The following is a 19,355-nucleotide window of genomic DNA, read 5'->3' on the forward strand; positions in this document are numbered from 1 at the left end:
AAAACTGAATAGCTAGATAAAATAGATTTTTGGGCTCTTTGAATACCGAGTAATTGGTATTCACAATTTCAAAAAATATTCGAACAAACAACAGCGTAAAAGTTGGTGTTTGCTTCTAACAGAATTTAAACTGGAGAGTTTGATTCTGGCTCAGAACAAACGCTGGCGGCGTGCCTAATACATGCAAGTCGAACGGGGATAGCTTTCGGGTGAATACTAGTGGCGCACGGGTGAGTAACGCGTGGATAATCTGCCTTAGAGTGGGGGATAACTAGTCGAAAGATTAGCTAATACCGCATAAGACCACAAGAACTGAGGTTCAAGGGGTCAAAGGTTTTTCGCTTCAAGATGAGTCCGCGTAAGATTAGCTAGTTGGTGAGGTAATGGCTCACCAAGGCGACGATCTTTAACTGGTCTGAGAGGATGATCAGTCACACTGGAACTGAGACACGGTCCAGACTCCTACGGGAGGCAGCAGTAGGGAATATTGCACAATGGAGGAAACTCTGATGCAGCGACGCCGCGTGAGTGATGAAGGCCTTCGGGTCGTAAAGCTCTGTCGCAGGGGAATAACACAATGAATGTACCCTGTAAGAAAGGATCGGCTAACTTCGTGCCAGCAGCCGCGGTAAGACGAGGGATCCTAGCGTTGTTCGGAATTATTGGGCGTAAAGCGGATGTAGGTGGCTTTGTAAGTCAGATGTGAAAGCCCAGGGCTCAACCCTGGAAGTGCATTTGATACTGCGAAGCTTGAGTGTCGGAGAGGTTACTAGAATTGTTGGTGTAGTGGTGAAATACGTAGATATCAACAGGAATACCGGTGGCGAAGGCGGGTAACTGGCTAGACACTGACACTCAGACCCGAAAGCGTGGGGATCAAACAGGATTAGATACCCTGGTAGTCCACGCCGTAAACGATGGATACTTGTTGTTGGAGGTATTGACCCCTTCAGTGACGAAGCTAACGCGTTAAGTATCCCGCCTGGGGAGTACGGTCGCAAGATTAAAACTCAAAGAAATTGACGGGGGCCCGCACAAGCGGTGGAGCATGTGGTTTAATTCGATGCAACGCGAAGAACCTTACCTAGGCTTGACATGTACTGGAAGACTGGCGGAAACGTCGTCGCCCGCAAGGGTCGGTACACAGGTGCTGCATGGCTGTCGTCAGCTCGTGTCGTGAGATGTTGGGTTAAGTCCCGCAACGAGCGCAACCCCTGCATTTAGTTGCCAGCATTCAGTTGGGCACTCTAGATGGACTGCCGGTGTTAAACCGGAGGAAGGTGGGGATGACGTCAAGTCCTCATGGCCCTTATGCCTAGGGCTACACACGTGCTACAATGGTAGTCACAGAGCGAAGCTAAGCCGCAAGGTAGAGCAAATCGCTTAAAAGCTATCTAAGTTCAGATTGATCTCTGCAACTCGAGATCATGAAGTTGGAATCGCTAGTAATCGCGGATCAGAATGCCGCGGTGAATACGTTCCCGGGCCTTGTACACACCGCCCGTCACACCATGAAAGTTGGCTGTACCAGAAGTCGCTGCGCTAACCGCAAGGAGGCAGGCGCCCAAGGTATGGTCGATGATTGGGGTGAAGTCGTAACAAGGTAGCCGTAGGGGAACCTGCGGCTGGATCACCTCCTTTCTAAGGATTATCCGGTCAATCTTCATCAAGACTTGTTCTTGATAAGTTAAAATGGCCCAATCTTAGGTCAACTTACTCTTCCCGAGTAAGTGAGTCCCAAAAATCTTATCTAGCTGTTTAGTTTTGAAAGAGTGAAGCCTAACGGGCCTGTAGCTCAGTTGGTTAGAGCACACGCTTGATAAGCGTGGGGTCGGAAGTTCGAGTCTTCCCTGGCCCACCAAGTTCTACTAAGTTGAATGCGGTGAAGTTAGAGTTTTACATGAACATTTTTCGTTCTTTGACAATTGAATAGATTGATTTAGTTGATTTTTAGCGAGGTTAGTTCCATTTTTTTTAAGCTACAAAGGGCTTACGGTGGATGCCTTGGCACTAAGAAGCGATGAAGGACGTGGTAAGCTGCGATAAGCTTCGGGGAGTGGCACACACACTTTGATCCGGAGATTTCCGAATGGGGAAACCCACCATTTTATGGTATCATTCACTGAATACATAGGTGTCTGAAGCGAACGAGGGGAAGTGAAACATCTCAGTACCCTCAGGAAGAGAAATCAATTCCGAGATTACCCCAGTAGTGGCGAGCGAACGGGTAACAGCCTAAACCTTTTTCATTTATTTGAAGGAGGGGTCGTGGGACCGCGATGTGGGACCGGAGAAGTTAGAGTAACAGTCTGGAAAGTCTGGCGAAACAGGGTGATAGCCCCGTACTCGAAAACTTCGAAGGCCCTAGCGGCATCCCGAGTACCACAAGACACGTGAAATCTTGTGGGAATCTGTGAGGACCACCTCATAAGGCTAAATATTCCTTAGTGACCGATAGTGAACAAGTACCGTGAGGGAAAGGTGAAAAGAACCCCGAGAGGGGAGTGAAATAGAACCTGAAACCGTAAGTCTACAAGCAGTTAGAGCCCTTTATATGGGCGATAGCGTACCTTTTGCATAATGAGTCAGCGAGTTATGTTTGCATGCGAGGTTAAGCCGTTGCAGGTGGAGCCGTAGCGAAAGCGAGTCTGAATAGGGCGATTTAGTATGCAGGCATAGACCCGAAACCCGGTGATCTAATCATGGACAGGTTGAAGCGAGGGTAACACCTCGTGGAGGACCGAACAAGTTGAGGTTGAAAACTCTTTTGATGATCTGTGATTAGGGGTGAAAGGCCAATCAAACTGGGTGATAGCTGGTTCTCCCCGAAATATATTTAGGTATAGCGTCAGGTAAAAAATATCATGGAGGTAGAGCACTGAATGGGCTAGGGGTCTTTACCGGATTACCAAACCCAAATAAACTCCGAATGCCATAGATATGTTCCTTGGCAGGCAGACTCAGGGTGATAAGGTCATGAGTCGAGAGGGAAAGAGCCCAGACCAACAGCTAAGGTCCCTAAATGCACGCTCAGTGGAGAACGTTGTGGAGTTACTTTGACAACTAGGAGGTTGGCTTAGAAGCAGCAATCCTTTAAAGAAAGCGTAATAGCTCACTAGTCTAGTGACTCTGCGCGGAAGATACAACGGGGCTAAGCGTGTTACCGAAGCTTTGGATTAAGATATTTTATATTTTAGTGGTAGGGGAGCGTTCTAGTGTAGGATGAAGGTTGACCGGTAGGACAGCTGGACGAACTAGAAGTGATCATGCTGACATAAGTAGCGTTGAACTCGGGTGAAAAACCCGGGCGCCGAAAACTCAAGGATTCCTGGGCAAGGATAATCCTCCCAGGGTTAGTCGAGACCTAAGATGAGGCCAAGTGGCGTAGTCGATGGCAAAACGGTTAATATTCCGTTACCTAATAAATCGCGCTTAAGGAATGACGGTGTAGGATATCACAGCCTCTTATTGGATTGAGGTGTAAGCATGTAGGAGGATCAGTAGGCAAATCCGCTGGTCGTAACTCTGAGGTGTGAATGCGAGGGACTTGTCCCGGAAGTGTGAAAAGCCATGCATCCAAGAAAAGTTTCGTAAGTTTAGATTTGTTAGCTCGTACCGTAAACCGACTCAGGTGAGTGGGGTGAATATCCTAAGGCGATGGGGTGAATTTTGGTCAAGGAACTCGGCAACTTAACACCGTAACTTCGGGAAAAGGTGTGCCTGAGAGAGTGTAAGGACTTGCTCCCCAAGCTTTTTCAGGTCGCAGAGAAATGGGAGTAGCGACTGTTTATCAAAAACACAGGTATGTGCAAAGTCACAAGACGAAGTATACATACTGACGCCTGCCCGGTGCTGGAAGGTTAAGAGGATTTGTTAGCGTAAGCGAAGCAGAGAATCGAAGCCCCAGTAAACGGCGGCCGTAACTATAACGGTCCTAAGGTAGCGAAATTCCTTGTCGGGTAAGTTCCGACCTGCACGAATGGCGTAACGACTTCTCCGGTGTCTCGACCAAATGCCTCGCGAAATTGAATTCTCGGTGAAAATGCCGAGTACCCGCAGAAAGACGGAAAGACCCCGTGAACCTTTACTGTAGCTTGGCAGTGATTTTAGAGTTGGCATGTGTAGGATAGGTGGGAGACTTTGAAGCAGGGGCGCTAGCTCTTGTGGAGTCAACCTTGAAATACCACCCTTGGCAACTTTGAAATCTAACCTGCTCCTCTTTACGAGGAGAGGGACACTGTCTGGTGGGCAGTTTGACTGGGGCGGTCGCCTCCCAAAAAGTAACGGAGGCGCGCGATGGTCCCCTCAGCCTGATTGGAAACCAGGCGTCGAGTGCATTGGCATAAGGGGGCTTGACTGCGAGACCTACAAGTCGAGCAGGTGCGAAAGCAGGCCAAAGTGATCCGGTGGTCCCGCGTGGAAGGGCCATCGCTCAACGGATAAAAGGTACTCCGGGGATAACAGGCTTATTCCATCCAAGAGTCCATATCGACGATGGAGTTTGGCACCTCGATGTCGGCTCATCACATCCTGGGGCTGGAGCAGGTCCCAAGGGTTTAGCTGTTCGCTAATTAAAGTGGTACGCGAGCTGGGTTCAGAACGTCGTGAGACAGTTTGGTCCTTATCTTCTGTGGGCGTATGAGATTTGAGTAGACCTGTCCTTAGTACGAGAGGACCGGGATGGACGAACCTCTGGTGTTTCTGTTGTCGCGCCAGCGGCAATGCAGAGTAGCTATGTTCGGAATTGATAACCGCTGAAAGCATCTAAGCGGGAAGCAAACTGCGAGATTAGATCTCACTGGGGCTTCGGCCCCCTAAAGACTCCTCGGAGACTACGAGGTTGATAGGCGGAAGGTGTAAGTGTGGTAACACATTCAGCTGATCCGTACTAATAGGTCGTGAGGCTTTATTAAATTTTTCTTCTCAGGCTTCGGCTTGACGAAGATTTCGTCTCAGAGACTTCTTTTAAGGAACGAGAGACTAGCTCTCTGAATAAGTAAGAGAGTGATTGATGGGACTAACCGTTAATCGCTAAAAATCAATTAAATCAATCATTCAGTTGTCTGAATAAGAATAGTAACTTCTCCATTTGTATTGGAAGTAAGTTGCACAAAGAACGAAGGTTAGTGTAAGAAGCTAACCACTTTGACTTAATAAACGCTTTGCTGGTGTTTATAGCAGAGGGGCCACACCTGATCCCATTCCGAACTCAGAAGTTAAGTCCTCTTGCGGCGATGGTATTGCATTGGTGACAATGTGGGAGAGTAGCACGACGCCAGCTCTTTTTTACTCGAACCCGATTTACGAAAGTAAGTCGGGTTTTTTTTTGCCCGAAATTTGCTGGTAGATAGAAAAAGACCGCGCAGTAACGCGATCTTTTGTTTTATGCTAACGCCTCTTTAAAGATGTCGCTTGGCCTTGGTGGCAGTTCAATATGCCCGAAGTTTGTCTGTAGGCTCCTGTCTGAAATTCCTTGGCAGAATCGACTCAATCAGATTCAAAATCTCTGTGATCGGTGAGTCTTTTTGTCTGTCGACAGTGTTTGGGCGGGCAGAGGCTCAGATCTTTTCTTCCATTTTCAAATCAATCGGAGACATTTCTTCTTCTCTTAGAGACCTTTTTTTGTATCAAAAAGAGATCTTCGATAAACTTTTTATTATTTAATCAAACAAAATTAGGACTAAAAATATTCGCTGTGTCTCATGATTAAGTGCTTGATTAGACTGGTAATTCTCACTGAGGTCGAGTCATGAGAGCTTTTTTGAAAGAGCTGTGGTATTCTAGTTATATCAAATACAGGAAGCTTTTCCTGTTCGCTTTTTAAGTCTTTTTTTCGACTGGTTCAAAAAAAGATCTCTCGGGGATTCACCCGAGCACGGGAAAACAAAATTGAATAGACAAAAGAAAGGGTCGAGATGCGACAGGGTGTCTTATGGCATACGTGTATCTTGCAGCAGCAATTATCTTTGAGGTTTTTGGAACGATCACAATGAAGTACTCAGAGGGGTTTACAAAGGTGCTCCCATCCGTGCTGACCGTAGCATGTCATGGAATCTGCTTTATAAGCCTCACTGTAGCCTTAAAATATCTTCCAGTCAGTAACGTCTATGCCATCTGGGCAGGCGTGGGAACCGCTCTTATGGCGTTCCTGGGGCTTATTATCTTCAATGAGCCTTTGCCATTGCATAAAGTATTGGCGACATCGTTAATTATTCTCGGTGTGGTCATGTTGAATATTGGTGATGGTAAAAAAGCGGAAGAGCAGGTCGCGAAGGCGGAAGCTCCAAGCATGAAAGTCATTCCCGCTGCGGTGGTGCCGACGGTTCATGTCGAGCCTCCTCGCAATGCGGGCTGAGATTTTATAGTAACCTTAAATTAATGCTGTCTGTTGTTTAAAGGAGAGGAATGAGCCTCTCCTTTTTATTTTTCTATTTTGATTTTTGCAGATTTTCTTCTACGAATTCACTTAAAGCTTCAAAAGGGGTTTCCTTGCGAGATGCGTAGTGAATGAAATCCATCAGCAAAGTCTTCAGGCGCTCATCTTGTTTTGGATCGATGAGCTGGTCTTTGTCGTCATAGGCGGAATCTGCCTTCGCCAGACCGAAATAGTCCGGATATAAAAAAGTTCCCAGGATGTGGAATGGTGTTCTTGCGTGGATATTACCACGAATGCCACCTAAAGCTCCTGGCGAGGCGCCAATCAATAGAATCTGCTTCTTGGCGATGGGAAGTGGCTTTATGCGGGAAACCCAATCCAGCGCGTTTTTAAGTGTGCCGGGAATACTGCCGTTGTACTCGGGGCTGGAAATAATGATGGCGTCAGCAGTTTGGATTTTCTGCGCTAGCTTTTGCACGCCCTCGGGGATGCCTTTGGATGTCTCGAGGTCTCCATCATACATCGGCATTGGGAAATCGTTAAACTCGCACAAGTCCACTTCGCAGAATGGCAGGCTGCGAATATGTTCTGCTGCAATGCGGATGAGTTTTTTATTGTAGGAACCCTGGCGCAGGGAGGCTGCAAAAAGGAACACTTTCATCTTCAGCTCCAGTTCTTCTTATCTTCACATCCCTTAAAAACAAGGGCATCTGTTTAGATCCTCTATTTCAAAATACATTTTCATTTTTTTAAACATATTTTTACTTTTTCTTTACGCTCGTTGGCTCCCTTTTTATGCGGTCTTGATGCCCTAAGCCTTACATTGGAACAATAAAGGAAAAGAACTATGGGCTTCGGCTTTGCGGATTTACTTCAAATTGTTTTGGCTTTGGGTGTGGTGACTGTCGCCACGCCTGTCTTGGGTGGCTATATGGCGCGGGTTTTTCAAGGAGAACGAACCTGGGTCACACCTCTTTTACGTCCCTTGGAGGGCTTCATTTACAAGCTTTCAGGGGTTCTTGAGAATGAGGAAATGACTTGGCGGCGATACGCCTGGTCCCTGCTTTGCTTTAATGTTCTAGGTCTGGGATTTCTGATGGCTTTGCAGATGTTTCAGGCGCTGCTTCCTTTGAATCCTGAAGGGCTGGGAAATCTGACTTGGCATCTGGCATTTAATACAGCAGTGAGTTTTGTAACCAATACCAATTGGCAGTCTTATTCTGGCGAGAGCACGATGAGCTATCTGACTCAGATGTTGGGGTTGGGAGTACAGAACTTTGTCAGTGCCGCCACAGGGTTCGCGGTCTTTCTGGCTTTCACTCGGGGAATGGCCCGAAAGCAGATGAGCACCTTGGGTAATTTCTGGGTCGATTTGACTCGTTCGACAGTCTATGTGCTGCTTCCCGCAGCCTTGATTCTGGCGATCTGTCTGGTGGGGCAAGGGGTTGTTCAGAATTTTTCTGAATACCAGAAAGTTGTCACGCTCGAGGGGGCAGAGCAGGCACTGCCTCAAGGGCCAGCGGCCTCGCAAATTGCAATCAAACAACTGGGCTCAAACGGTGGCGGGTTCTTTGGTGTGAATAGCGCCCATCCGTATGAAAACCCCACGCCGTTCAGCAATTTTTTGCAGATGATTTCTCTGATACTTTTGGCCTCCGGATGCACCTATGCATTTGGAGTGATGGTGAATGCAAAGAAACAGGGGTGGGTGCTTTTTGCGACGATGATGTCCATTCTGATTTTGATGCTCAGTGTGTCTTTGTCGTCTGAATATGGTTCCAACCCCGTCATTGGGCAGGCCGCCTTGATGGAAGGAAAAGAGACGCGCTTTGGTGTGACTAACAGTGTTCTTTGGTCTGTTTTGACGACGTCCGCGTCTAACGGTTCTGTGAATTCCATGCATGGTTCGTTGTCACCTTTGTCCGGTGGCGTGGCGATGGTGAATATGATGCTCGGAGAAGTGATCTTTGGTGGCGTCGGAGCTGGGATGTACGGCATGCTTTTGTTTGCTTTGTTGAGCGTGTTTATTTCCGGTCTGATGGTGGGGCGAACTCCGGAGTATCTGGGTAAGAAAATTGAGGCCCGGGAGATGATCTGGGTTGTTGTTGGAGTTCTGGCTCCTTGTGCAACGATTTTAACATTCAGTGCTTGTGCGTTGATTGTTCCGGCAGGTGTTGCGGGTATGGCACATCAAGGGCCTCATGGTTTGAGTGAAGCTCTTTATGCCTTCACTTCGGCGGCCGGAAATAACGGAAGTGCCTTTGCCAGTTTGTCGGTCAATGCCCCTTTTTATAATGTCATGCTTGCGTTGGCGATGTTGATCGGACGCTTTGCTATCATCTTCCCGGTGTTGGCTGTCGCGGGCAGTTTGGTGCAGAAGAATGTGGCCCCGTTGTCGTTAGGAACCTTCAGGACAGACACAGTGCTGTTTGCTTTTGTTTTAGCGATGGTAATTTTGGTGGTGGGTGCTTTGACCTTTTTCCCAGTGCTTTCGTTGGGACCCGTTCTGGAACATTTGTTGATGATGAGAGGACACTAGGGAGTTGATATGAGTACTGTAAAAGAAGCTTTGAAAAGCAGCTTTGTAAAGATGGACCCGCGGGTTCAAGCCAAAAAACCGGTGATGTTGGTGACCTGGTTGGGAGCTTTGTTGGTGACTGTCATCTGTGTCCTTCATGTCGTTCAGGGGCAGAGTTTTGGTTTTGAATTGCAGTTGGCCTTGTGGTTGTGGTTCACAGTCTTGTTTGCGAACTTTTCTGAGGCTTTGGCGGAAGGGCGGGGGAAAGCGCAGGCCGAAGCCATGAAGAAGACCCGAGCGCAGACGGTGGCCAGAAGACTTGAGAATGGCAAGGAACAGACAGTGCCTTCGCAGAGTTTGAATAAAGGAGATGTTGTCCTTTGTGAAACAGGTGACATCATTCCCGGAGATGGTGAAATCATCGAAGGCATTGCCATCGTGGACGAATCGGCGATTACAGGTGAGTCGGCTCCGGTGGTGCGAGAAGCTGGTGGGGACCGCAGTGCTGTCACCGGAGGCACTCGTGTTATCAGTGATCGTATCCTGGTGAAAATCACGGCCACCTCCGGCAACAGCTTCCTGGATCGCATGATCAATCTGGTCGAGGGGGCGAAGCGCCAGAAAACACCTAACGAAATTGCTCTGGGTATTTTGTTGATCTCATTGACGGTGATTTTGATCTTGTCTGTGGTGACGTTGAAAGTGTTTGCGGACTTCTCGGCAAAAAGTGCGGGGCAGGATCTTTCAAATGTCGTCAGTATTCCGGTTTTGAGTGCTTTGATCGTGTGTCTGATCCCGACCACCATTGGCGGGTTGCTGAGTGCAATTGGAATCAGTGGGATGGATCGCCTGATTCGCAAGAATGTCATCGCGAAAAGCGGCCGGGCTGTGGAAGCTGCCGGTGATATTGATGTTTTGATGCTGGATAAAACCGGCACAATCACTTTGGGTAATCGCATGGCCACGGAATTCGTGGCGGCTCCGGGCATCTCTGTGAATCATTTGGCCGAGGTGTCTCAGTTGGCCTCGATGAGCGATGAAACTCCGGAAGGGCGATCCATCGTGGTGCTGGCCAAGGAGTTGTATGCTTTGCGCGCACAAAGTTTTCACCCGCAGCAAGCACACTTTGTTCCTTTTTCTGCGCACACGCGAATGAGTGGTGTTGATATTGAGGGAAACCCCAAGAGAGAGCTAAGAAAAGGGGCGGCGGATTCCATTCGAAAATATATTGAAAGCAAGGGCGGGAAGTTTCCTTCAGAGGTTCAATCCGCTGTGGATTCCATCGCCAAAAAAGGTGGAACACCCTTGGTCGTTTGTGAGGATGAAAAAGTTCTTGGTGTGATTTATCTGAAAGACGTGGTTAAAGGTGGTATCAAAGAACGATTCGCCGAGCTTCGAAAAATGGGTATTCGCACGGTGATGGTCACCGGAGACAATGAGTTGACTGCCGCCGCAATTGCTGCGGAAGCTGGCGTGGATGATTATATGGCTCAGGCGACTCCGGAAATGAAGTTGATGCGTATTCGTCAGGAGCAAAGTCAGGGGCGCTTGGTGGCCATGACGGGGGATGGAACCAACGATGCGCCAGCCCTGGCGCAGGCGGATGTCGGGGTTGCCATGAATACCGGAACTCAGGCCGCACGCGAAGCCGGGAATATGGTGGATCTGGATTCAAATCCGACAAAACTGATTGAAATTGTCGAGGCGGGTAAGCAACTTTTGATGACTCGAGGGGCGCTGACAACCTTCAGTATCTCTAACGATATCGCAAAATACTTTGCCATCATTCCGGCTATGTTTGGGGGGCTTTATGCGGTTGGCTCTGTCAAAGGACCTTTGCAGGCGTTGAATGTCATGCAGCTTTCTTCTCCGCAAAGTGCCGTTCTGAGTGCGGTGATCTTTAATGCATTGATCATTGTGGCGCTGATTCCGTTGGCGTTGAAAGGGGTTCCTTACCGGGCATTGGGGGCAAATCTGATTTTGCGCACGAATATTTTGATTTATGGCGTAGGCGGAATTCTGGTTCCGTTTGTCGGGATCAAGCTGATTGATATGGTTATCGTAAACCTTGGGATGGTCTAGTTATGAAAGACATCGTTGTTTCTTTAAGAATTTTTATTGTGCTGAGTGTACTCACCGGGGTCATCTACCCCTTGGCGGTGACAGCCATTGGGGAAGGGCTTTTTCCTTATCAAGCCCGCGGTTCAATTCTTTATGTGGATGGCAAGGCCGTCGGTTCTGAGCTGATTGCGCAAAAGTTTGTAAGTGATAAATACTTCTGGCCAAGACCATCAGCGGCGGACTATGCGACCGTGCCTTCAGGGGCTTCAAATGCGGGGCCCATCAGTGAAGGTTTGCAAAAGGCCGTAGCGGAGCGCCGCGAGCAGGGGGCAGAGGCCGAAATGCTGTTTACTTCAGGCAGCGGTTTGGACCCGCATATCTCTCCAGAAACGGCCCGCCTTCAGATGCGACGCATTGTTGGGGCTCGACAGTTATCGCCAGCTCAGACAGCGCTGGTTGAGCGCTTGATTCAGGAGTATATTGAGAATCGTCAAGGAGGTATCCTCGGCGAGGCAAGAGTCAATGTATTGAAGTTGAATCTCGCCTTGGATAAACGACTATGAGTGATGATAATCGCCCGAACCCCGACAGAATTCTTGAGCGCATCAAGAAGGAAGAAGAAAAGAAAGAGCGCGGTCACTTTCGCGTTTTCTTTGGGATGAGTCCCGGGGTTGGGAAGACCTATGCCATGTTAAAGGCGGCGGTTGAGCAGGTCAGTCAGGGGGCAGATCTGGTTGTGGGAGTTGTTGAAACCCACGGGCGCCGTGAAACCGAAGAGCTTCTTTCGGGTCTTAAAATTGTTCCTTTAAAACAAACTCGTTATCGTGAAACTGTTTTGCAAGAGATGGATCTTGATGCCATTTTGCAGATGCGACCGCAGATCGTGCTGGTGGATGAACTGGCTCACACCAATGCACCGGGTTCCCGTCATCCGAAACGCTATCAAGATGTGATCGAGTTGCTGGATGCGGGAATCAATGTTTATTCGACACTGAATGTGCAGCATTTGGAAAGTCGCGCCGATCTTGTTCAACAGATCACCGGAGTCAGAGTGCAAGAACGCATTCCGGATTCGGTGCTGGATATGGCCAATCAGATGGAACTGATAGACATTACTGCGCAAGGGTTGTTGAAGCGGATGCGTGAAGGAAAAGTCTATCAGGGTGATCGGGCGGTTTGTGCGGAAGAGAATTTTTTCCGGGAACCGCATCTGATGGCCTTGCGTGAACTGGCTTTGCGCTATACGGCCGAAAGGGTGGATCAGGATCTGCAGGATCAGATGATTGTGCAGCAGATTCCCGGCCCGTGGCAGACGCAGGAGCGTTTGTTAGTGGCAGTCAGCCACAGTCCTTTTGCCGGAAGACTTATCCGAGCCACCAGACGCATGGCCTATAGTTTGGAAGCTCCTTGGCTGGCTGTGCATGTGGATACGGGGGACAAACTTTCGGCAGATGATCAGAGTGTTTTGGCTCGTCATTTGTCTTTGGCCCGCGAGTTAGGGGCCGAGGTTCTTTCAATCCGCAGCTCCAGTTTGGCGGAAGCTCTTCATCAGATATCTCATGAGCGCAATGTCACCCAGATTGTAATGGGAAGACCGCAGCGCCGTTGGTGGGATCTTTTTCAGGGGCAGGGATCGCTGTTGGATCAATTGGTTCGGAAAAGCAGCGCTGTGGATGTTCATATCATCCGGCAGGAAGAGCAGATTTCCCGATGGAGTTGGCGATCCTGGCGTGTGCCTGGGTTTGATGCCGCAGGAACTGCTTACTGGAACTCTTTCTGGTTTGTGATGGCCATCACGTTTCTAAGTCGTCTGCTGCTTCCGTGGATTGGCTATCGGGCCGTGGGCTTTGTCTTTCTGATTGCGATGATGTTTGTGGGTCTTGTGACGACGCAAGGGCCGATTCTTTTTTCAGCAGTTTTGAGCGCGTTAATCTGGAATTACTTTTTTATTCCTCCGGTGATGACCTTTGCGATCAATGCCCCGGAAGACTTTATGATGTGTCTGGCTTATTTCCTGGTGGCTTTGCTTAGCGGTGTTCTGGCCGCCCGTATTCGGGCGCGGGATCGTGATCTGGAAGGGCGGGAGCGTCGAACCAGGGCTTTGTATGAGCTGGTTCGCGAGTATTCTTTGGCGCTCAGTCCTTTTGATATTTGTCTTGCGACCTCGCAGAGTCTTGAAAAGCTTTTAAGAGGAAAAGTAAAAATAGTTTTAACGGAAACCAGCGGCGGTCTAAGTCGTAGGCCATTTAATGAAGCCAAGTTGGATGACAAGGATTTCGCCTTGGCATCGTGGTCTTTTGAAAATGGTAAAACGGCAGGCTGGCGCACGGAAACATTGTCCGAGTCCCGCTGTATGAGTCTGCCGCTGAAAGCCGTGGACCAAACTGCGGGCGTACTTCTGTTTTATCCGAAAGAAAAATGGGTCTTGAATCTGGATCAGCAGAATTTTTTGGAGAATGTCTGCGCGCAAGCCGGAATGGCGTTGGACCGGATGCGTTTGCAAAAGAAGTCAGAACAGATGAAAGTGCTGGAGGCCTCAGAAAGTCTTCATCAGGCTTTGTTGAACTCTGTTTCTCATGAATTGCGCACACCTTTGACTGCGATTATTGGGTCAGCTTCAGCAGCGCTGGATGAAAAGGTTTCTGAGAATAAGCCGGTACGTGATCAACTGGCCTTGGATATTATGGATTCCTCACTGCGCTTGAATCAGGTTGTTGAAAACCTGCTGGACATGTCTCGAGTGAATTCTGGAGCTCTTCGCCTTAAAAAAGACTGGATTGATCTTGAGGATCTGCTGAATACATTGCCCGGGAAGATGGGACGTCTGGCGGCTCATCATAAGATAGTTGTGCTAAGTTCAGGTTCCTGTCTGGTGCAGGTCGATGAGAAAATATTTGAGCATGTTCTGTTCAATCTGGTCAGCAATGCCCTTCGTTATGCCCCGCCAGGGTCTCAGGTCACCTTGCAATTGGATCGAGATGAAGAGAATAAAGTCCGCTTGCATGTTTTGGATCAGGGGCCGGGAATTCCCGCGTCTTATTTGAAGCAGATTTTTGAAGCCTTTTTCCGGGTTCCAGGCAGCAGTACTGGAGGCGTGGGATTGGGTCTTGCCATTGTAAAGTCTTTGGTGGAGGCTCATGGCGGACGGGTTTACGCAAACAACAGAACAGATCAGTCGGGAGCTGATTTTGTTGTCGAGATCCCTTACGAAAAACCTCCGCTTGAACTTGAGGAGTGACGATGAGAGAAGGCCAGAAGAAAATTTTGATCGTGGATGATGAGGCCTCTATTCGTAAGCTTTTGCGGGTGAGCTTGGAAGCCAATGGCTATACCGTGATCGAGGCGGCAAGCGGAGCTGAGGGGTTGGCCAGTGCGGCATCGGAAAAGCCGGATTTGATTTTACTGGATCTGGGGCTGCCGGATATGACCGGGATGAAAGTGCTTCAGGAGATTCGTTCCTGGTCAAAAGTGGCCATTATTGTTTTGACGGTGATGGATGCTGACAGTGATAAGGTCGCAGCCCTTGACGGGGGAGGCGATGACTATATCACCAAGCCCTTCAGTGTTCCTGAATTGCTGGTGCGAATTCGTGTGGCACTTCGGCATTCATATAAAAATGAACCGGAGAATTCAGAGATCACCAATGGGCCTGTGATGATGGATATGGCGGGTCATACCGTCACGGTCCACGGCGTGCGAGTCAAGTTAACTGTGACAGAGTTCAATATCTTAAAGGTTCTGATTAAGAATAAAGGAAAAGTTGTGACCCATCGGATGCTTCTGAATGAAGTTTGGGGGCCCAATGCGGTGGAGCACACACACTATCTCAGAGTCTATGTTGGCGGGCTTCGTAAGAAGTTGCATCAGGAGGGAACTCCGGAGCTTATCGTGACCGAGGCTGGAGTTGGTTACAGAATGACAGATTTTTAAGGCAGGCTAAAAGCCTGCCTTGGTCAAAATTACTTTTTCAGGATAGATTTTTTCAAAGAGGCGACGCCATCATCAGATGGTTTACCCAGCCAGATCGCAAATACTTTTTCGATGAAGCCTGCAGGGCCTTTGATTTCGGAAACATTGCCGGCAGTGGTTTCATAGAATACAGACTCAGATCCATCTTTCAGTTTTGCACCTAAAATCGTCAATGCTTTACCGTCTTTGGCTTCACCACCTTTGGAGACTGAATCCAGGAACTGTTTTACAGCGGCATCCTCAAGATTTACGTTGTTGGCTTTAAGGGCTTCCTTGAAGGATTTTTGAACATTGTCAGCGTCCACATCACGCAAGAAGTGAAGTTGAATGGCCACAGCCTTTTGATCTTTCAAAGATCCCAGGGCTTCTGCATCTGTTTTCTTGAACGTTTCAAGATTGCTGACGTAAAGCTGGCCGACGTAAACCTTGACGTTTACAAACACAACTTTCTTCGCGCGCAAGCCAGCGCCAACAGAGGTCAGCTTTACAGGTTCATTTTCAATCTGGGATGTTGCCGCCGTTGAAAGTGCGACCTTTTCAACTTTTTCCCCGTGTCCTTCTGGGGTCAGAAGTGCGGCAGAGGCGTGTACGGACAAAAGAACGGTGGCAAGTCCTGCGATAAGGTGCTTCATGATGATCCTTTCTCGATATGGTCCAGATAGGATTGGTTGGAGGGGGGAAATTGTCAACCCGTAAAAGTTTTGTTGGCAGGGGAATATCCCTGCATTAAGCTTTCTGAATACGCGATGTTAGACACCAAAATGCCACACCCAATGTTCAGACAAAAGCTAGAGCTTCTGATCCTTTCCCGGGATGAACGTATTTTGAATCGGGCGAAGCAGATTGTTTCCCGCTATTTCCTGACGTTTCAGCATATTCCTTTTCATGAGTTACCTCAAAGAGCCACTGGAGATTTGGTTCGGGCACAGTTAATTTTGGTTGAGCAGGAAGATGCGGAGTCCTTGCAGAGTTTTGCGATACGGGTTGATCAGGTTTTGCATACTTTTCCGCGCTCGCGTGTTGTAACGATAATGTCGCCTTCGCTATCCAAAGAAAACTTGGCCGGGACTGCCAATAGTCGAGTCACGCCATTGTCACAGGCCGAATATTTCCAGACGCTTAAGTTTGAGTATTTATGTCTGCACCGCTGTCGCGCTCAGTACTTTGATATCAAAATCAGTGATCTCTTTCCGATGACGACCTTGAGCTTTCCAGTCTTCATTCGTATGCCCTTGAATCAGCGTTATGTGGCTGTGACTCATTCAAACTCGGTCTTGTCTGATGATCGCTATCAAAGGGTCTCAGCGGCAACCGAAATTTATATTCAGAAAAAGGACAGTGACAAATACGCCCAGTATGTTGTGAGCTATTATGACACTTCTGGAAAAGGCATGCGAATGCGGGCGCGAGCACAGTTCCTGGCATTGTATCAGGCGTCCTTGCAGCTCAATGAGATCTTACTTTTTGACTTCAAATCCTCATCTCAAGAGGATTTTGTAAAGGCTTATGAGACTTTGTTGGGCGCCGGCGAAGAGCTTTTGAAGTTGTTAGAAAGTGAAGAGGTCCTTTGGGATATTTTCCGTGAGGCTGCCAGTGGTGACTTCTATCAGCTGTGGCGTGCTCCGTGGATAGCTGCTTATGGAGCCCTTATTGCCAAACGCAGCGGTCAGGGAGACCCTCTGGTCACCTTGATGTCGGGCCTGCTGACGGATGTGGGGTTGTTTGATGTGGAAGAAAAACTCAGTCGGCAGTATTTGCTGGGCGATGGCGGGAAGCTGGGTGACAGCTCCGAATTGTCACAGGGCTTTGGATATCATCCAGTGCTTTCTCTGAATCGCTGTCTGGCAAAAGGCGTTCCGGTCAGCGAAGCCGTGAAGGCGGTCATGGTTTGCACTCATGAACGTTTTGATGGGAAGGGGTTTCCCAATCAAGTTCCAGCAGACAAGCTTCCGATAGAAGCCCAGATTCTTTTGTTCGCCGAAAAAATAGATCAGGCGGTTTTAACCACGATGAAAGAAACCGGTGTGGGTTTCCGTTTTCTTAAAGAAAAACTATGGGAACAGGAGAACCAGAAAATGGACTCTTTTTCCTCGGAGTTTCTGGCTTCGATAGCTGATTCCCTGATTTAAGGGCAGATTTCAATCATTCCGCCCAGAGGCATACGGGCAAAGATCTCTTCAATTTCAGCATTGGTGACAGCCATACACCCCTTAGTCCAATCGCGGGGATGGCGGATGAACTTGCGCTTCACCCAACTGTTGGGAAGTCCATGGATCATGATGGCATCACCGGGATCTTTAATGCCGCTTTTAAAGGCATCATCCTTGTCTTTGCGATTCGGATAGTTGATGCCAAGGCTTAAGTGATACTCACTTTTTAGGTTCTTCACCTCAAAGATATAGCGACCTTCCGGGGTTTTTTCGTCGCCTTCCTTCTTTTTGTGGCCTGTTGGGTTTCCCCCAAGGGCCATCGTGTAAGTCGCAAGGATTTGTTCCTGACGCATCAAGTGAATAAGGCGGCGCTTCTTGTCCACCAGAATAAAGTCGGCTTCTGCATCAATCGCGGGGCGTACCCAGCGAGCTTTGGCGGCAAATTCGCCGGTGCGCGGGCAAAAACTGGGAAGTTGAGCTTCTTCAAGGCCGATTTCCAGCATTCCTTTTTCTTCGGGGCTCAGGGCCACCCAATGGTCGCCGTACACCACTGCACGGGCTTCAGAAAGAGCAAAGAAGGAAATAAGTACGCAGCACAATAGTTTCATGCCATCCCTTTCCCATGAAAGACATATTGGCGCAAGGGGCGGGTGCTTTTTTGGGGCTCTCCTTTGACACCCTTTGTAAGAAGTAAAATCCTTTGCTCCTACCCCTGCTTTTGCCTTTAATAAAAGGGCTAAAAAATCGCAAAACAGAGGAGAGAAAAGTGCTTAAAAAAATGGCGTTGGCCTTGTGCTTGATGACAGTAGGATTCACCGTTCAAGGTCAGGCGAAAGAGTTGACCAACCGTTTGGGTGTGGGAGTGAAAACTCATTCCGCATTGAACCTGCCACAGTTGGCTGCGACTTATTACTTCGCACCTGACATGGCTTTGGCGGGGGGCCTGGGTGTTGATACGCAAAAAGATTATTCCAAGTTTGCATTCAATGCCGGTATTCGCCGTGTGGTCTTCAAAGAGGACAACATGAATTTCTATATGGGCGGATCTGTGGGTGTGTTGAATGAAGAAACCAACGGGGACAAACAATCTGGCTTTGAGCTGAATGCTTTGTTCGGTGGCGAATTCTTCTTTACGGGTCTTGATTCATTGGCCTTCACCTTTGAAGGTGGCGTGGGTGTTGTTTCCATGGACAACGTGCGTTTCAGAACTATCGCGGACAGCCCGTTCAGCGCGGGAATCATTTTCTATTTCTAATAAACTCGTAAGGAGAGATACATGAAAAAAGTAATTCAAACTGACAATGCCCCTAAAGCGGTTGGTCCTTATTCCCAGGCTGTGCAGATGGGTGATTTTTTGTTCTGTTCAGGTCAGATTGCGATCAACCCTCAGACGGGTGAAGTTTTCACTGGAGACATCAAAACTCAAACTGAAATGGTTCTAAAAAACGTTGAAGCGGTTTTGGCTGCGGCTGGCATGAAGTACAGCAACATCGTGAAAAGCACGATTTTCCTGACCAGCATGGCGGACTTCGCCGTTGTGAATGAGACTTATGCTAAAGCGTTTACTGAGGCTCCTCCGGCGCGTTCTACCGTGGCTGTGGCGGCTTTGCCTAAGGGCGTGAACGTGGAGATCGAAGTCATTGCGCATCGCTAAGTCCCTGTTGAAATCACGCTCTTTCTGGGCACTGCTTCTGTTAAGCGGAGTGGTGCTCTATCGCTTTGTGGACGAGTATCACAAGGTGCAGGGCGAGAAAATTCAATCATGGACGAAGACTCCCACAGCCGACTGTGCCGTTGTTTTAACCGGCGGTGCAGGGCGGGTGCGGGAGGGGTTTGATCTTCTGGCAAATCAGAATGTCAAAAAGTTAGTAATCTCGGGTGTGTATTCCAATGCGCGATTGCGTGAAATCATGCCGGTGTGGCCGTTCTATGGAAGCTTAAGTGAAAATGACGTGGTCCTGGATCGTCGATCCGAAACCACTTACGGTAATGCCCAACAAAGCCTTCCTATCGTCGAGGCATTGAAGTGCCGGGATGTTCTGCTGGTGACCTCGCGACTGCACATGTATCGCTCTTATCAGACGTTCCGGGCGACCTTCCCGGAGAACATCTATATCGAAAAGCACGCCATTATCGGGGGACGTTTTGAGTCCTCTATCTGGGAGTCGGGGTTTGAGGCTCTGAAATCCTTCTTTTACTCTCTCTGGGCCTACTAAAACCAGACCTTCGGCTGAATATCCTTTTCCTGTTTTGATCCGATAAGCCAGTAGAGAAATCGAGG

At 48.7% G+C, this 19,355-nt stretch carries 13 protein-coding genes, 1 tRNA gene and 3 rRNA genes; 14 read left to right on the plus strand and 3 right to left on the minus strand.

Features of this window, described 5'->3' with window-relative positions:
• Positions 1-127 precede the first annotated feature (127 nt).
• From ACES2G_RS07765 to ACES2G_RS07785, 5 genes are all read left to right on the plus strand, one after another.
• Positions 128-1,641: ribosomal RNA gene (locus ACES2G_RS07765) — 16S ribosomal RNA — on the plus strand.
• A gap of 143 nt (positions 1,642-1,784) precedes the next feature.
• A tRNA-Ile gene (locus tag ACES2G_RS07770) sits at positions 1,785-1,861 on the plus strand.
• Positions 1,862-1,972: 111 nt separating this feature from the next.
• Positions 1,973-4,913: ribosomal RNA gene (locus ACES2G_RS07775) — 23S ribosomal RNA — on the plus strand.
• Positions 4,914-5,164: 251 nt separating this feature from the next.
• Positions 5,165-5,281: ribosomal RNA gene (rrf, locus tag ACES2G_RS07780) — 5S ribosomal RNA — on the plus strand.
• The 16S, 23S and 5S rRNA genes sit together here with 1 tRNA gene alongside, the layout of an rRNA operon.
• Positions 5,282-5,932: 651 nt before the next feature.
• A complete protein-coding gene (locus tag ACES2G_RS07785) occupies positions 5,933-6,355 on the plus strand; it encodes a multidrug efflux SMR transporter (RefSeq protein WP_347359362.1) in 423 nt (140 codons plus the stop codon).
• A gap of 73 nt (positions 6,356-6,428) precedes the next feature.
• Here ACES2G_RS07785 and ACES2G_RS07790 read toward each other — a convergent pair whose 3' ends face one another.
• Positions 6,429-7,037, minus strand: a complete 609-nt coding sequence (locus ACES2G_RS07790) for an NAD(P)H-dependent oxidoreductase (protein ID WP_347359363.1) — start codon at positions 7,035-7,037, stop codon at positions 6,429-6,431.
• A gap of 186 nt (positions 7,038-7,223) precedes the next feature.
• Here ACES2G_RS07790 and kdpA point away from each other — a divergent pair, with 186 nt between their 5' ends.
• From kdpA to ACES2G_RS07815, 5 genes are read left to right on the plus strand one after another with little or no spacing between them, the layout of a single operon-like run.
• The gene (gene kdpA, locus ACES2G_RS07795) at positions 7,224-8,915 is read left to right on the plus strand and encodes a potassium-transporting ATPase subunit KdpA (RefSeq protein WP_374001764.1); all 1,692 of its coding nucleotides are present in this window, start codon (positions 7,224-7,226) and stop codon (positions 8,913-8,915) included.
• Positions 8,916-8,924: 9 nt separating this feature from the next.
• Complete coding sequence (gene kdpB, locus ACES2G_RS07800) at positions 8,925-10,976, plus strand: potassium-transporting ATPase subunit KdpB (protein ID WP_374001765.1); 2,052 nt, start codon at positions 8,925-8,927, stop codon at positions 10,974-10,976.
• A gap of 2 nt (positions 10,977-10,978) precedes the next feature.
• Positions 10,979-11,518, plus strand: coding sequence for a potassium-transporting ATPase subunit KdpC (kdpC, locus tag ACES2G_RS07805; protein ID WP_347359366.1), 540 nt, complete (start codon positions 10,979-10,981; stop codon positions 11,516-11,518).
• Entirely contained in the window at positions 11,515-14,193 is a 2,679-nt protein-coding gene (locus ACES2G_RS07810; protein WP_374001766.1) for an ATP-binding protein, read from the plus strand. Before kdpC ends, ACES2G_RS07810 begins: the two co-directional genes overlap by 4 nt.
• 2 nt (positions 14,194-14,195) lie before the next feature.
• The gene (locus ACES2G_RS07815) at positions 14,196-14,885 is read left to right on the plus strand and encodes a response regulator (protein ID WP_347359368.1); all 690 of its coding nucleotides are present in this window, start codon (positions 14,196-14,198) and stop codon (positions 14,883-14,885) included.
• 29 nt (positions 14,886-14,914) lie between these two features.
• Here the strand turns inward: ACES2G_RS07815 and ACES2G_RS07820 are convergent, their stop codons facing one another.
• Complete coding sequence (locus ACES2G_RS07820) at positions 14,915-15,556, minus strand: chalcone isomerase family protein (protein WP_347359369.1); 642 nt, start codon at positions 15,554-15,556, stop codon at positions 14,915-14,917.
• Between the two features lie 114 nt (positions 15,557-15,670).
• On the opposite strand from ACES2G_RS07820, the gene ACES2G_RS07825 reads away from it, so the two are divergent.
• Positions 15,671-17,053 (plus strand): HD domain-containing phosphohydrolase, encoded by a 1,383-nt coding sequence (locus ACES2G_RS07825; RefSeq protein ID WP_347359370.1) that lies wholly within the window; start codon positions 15,671-15,673, stop codon positions 17,051-17,053.
• Here ACES2G_RS07825 and ACES2G_RS07830 read toward each other — a convergent pair.
• Positions 17,050-17,682 (minus strand): L,D-transpeptidase family protein, encoded by a 633-nt coding sequence (locus ACES2G_RS07830; RefSeq protein ID WP_347359371.1) that lies wholly within the window; start codon positions 17,680-17,682, stop codon positions 17,050-17,052. The genes ACES2G_RS07825 and ACES2G_RS07830 overlap by 4 nt on opposite strands.
• A 158-nt stretch (positions 17,683-17,840) precedes the next feature.
• On the opposite strand from ACES2G_RS07830, the gene ACES2G_RS07835 reads away from it, so the two are divergent.
• The 3 genes from ACES2G_RS07835 to ACES2G_RS07845 are packed head-to-tail and all read left to right on the plus strand — an operon-like array spanning position 17,841 to position 19,290.
• Entirely contained in the window at positions 17,841-18,329 is a 489-nt protein-coding gene (locus ACES2G_RS07835) for an organic solvent tolerance protein (protein ID WP_374001767.1), read from the plus strand.
• 21 nt (positions 18,330-18,350) lie between these two features.
• Entirely contained in the window at positions 18,351-18,728 is a 378-nt protein-coding gene (locus tag ACES2G_RS07840) for a RidA family protein (protein ID WP_347359099.1), read from the plus strand.
• Positions 18,715-19,290, plus strand: coding sequence for a YdcF family protein (locus ACES2G_RS07845; RefSeq protein WP_347359100.1), 576 nt, complete (start codon positions 18,715-18,717; stop codon positions 19,288-19,290). The genes ACES2G_RS07840 and ACES2G_RS07845 overlap by 14 nt, the downstream gene beginning before the upstream one ends.
• Positions 19,291-19,355: the final 65 nt, after the last annotated feature.

Origin of the sequence: Bdellovibrio bacteriovorus (assembly GCF_041888015.1) — a bacterium.
In the GTDB taxonomy this organism is placed as follows: domain Bacteria; phylum Bdellovibrionota; class Bdellovibrionia; order Bdellovibrionales; family Bdellovibrionaceae; genus Bdellovibrio.

Coding starts and splice junctions, on each gene's coding strand:
- ACES2G_RS07810 (WP_374001766.1), top strand. CDS start 11,515: ATGAGTGATGATAATCGCCCGAACCCCGACAGAATTCTTGAGCGCATC.
- kdpA (WP_374001764.1), top strand. CDS start 7,224: ATGGGCTTCGGCTTTGCGGATTTACTTCAAATTGTTTTGGCTTTGGGT.
- ACES2G_RS07830 (WP_347359371.1), bottom strand. CDS start 17,682: ATGAAACTATTGTGCTGCGTACTTATTTCCTTCTTTGCTCTTTCTGAA.
- kdpC (WP_347359366.1), top strand. CDS start 10,979: ATGAAAGACATCGTTGTTTCTTTAAGAATTTTTATTGTGCTGAGTGTA.
- ACES2G_RS07790 (WP_347359363.1), bottom strand. CDS start 7,037: ATGAAAGTGTTCCTTTTTGCAGCCTCCCTGCGCCAGGGTTCCTACAAT.
- ACES2G_RS07820 (WP_347359369.1), bottom strand. CDS start 15,556: ATGAAGCACCTTATCGCAGGACTTGCCACCGTTCTTTTGTCCGTACAC.
- ACES2G_RS07840 (WP_347359099.1), top strand. CDS start 18,351: ATGAAAAAAGTAATTCAAACTGACAATGCCCCTAAAGCGGTTGGTCCT.
- ACES2G_RS07815 (WP_347359368.1), top strand. CDS start 14,196: ATGAGAGAAGGCCAGAAGAAAATTTTGATCGTGGATGATGAGGCCTCT.
- kdpB (WP_374001765.1), top strand. CDS start 8,925: ATGAGTACTGTAAAAGAAGCTTTGAAAAGCAGCTTTGTAAAGATGGAC.
- ACES2G_RS07785 (WP_347359362.1), top strand. CDS start 5,933: ATGGCATACGTGTATCTTGCAGCAGCAATTATCTTTGAGGTTTTTGGA.
- ACES2G_RS07825 (WP_347359370.1), top strand. CDS start 15,671: ATGTTAGACACCAAAATGCCACACCCAATGTTCAGACAAAAGCTAGAG.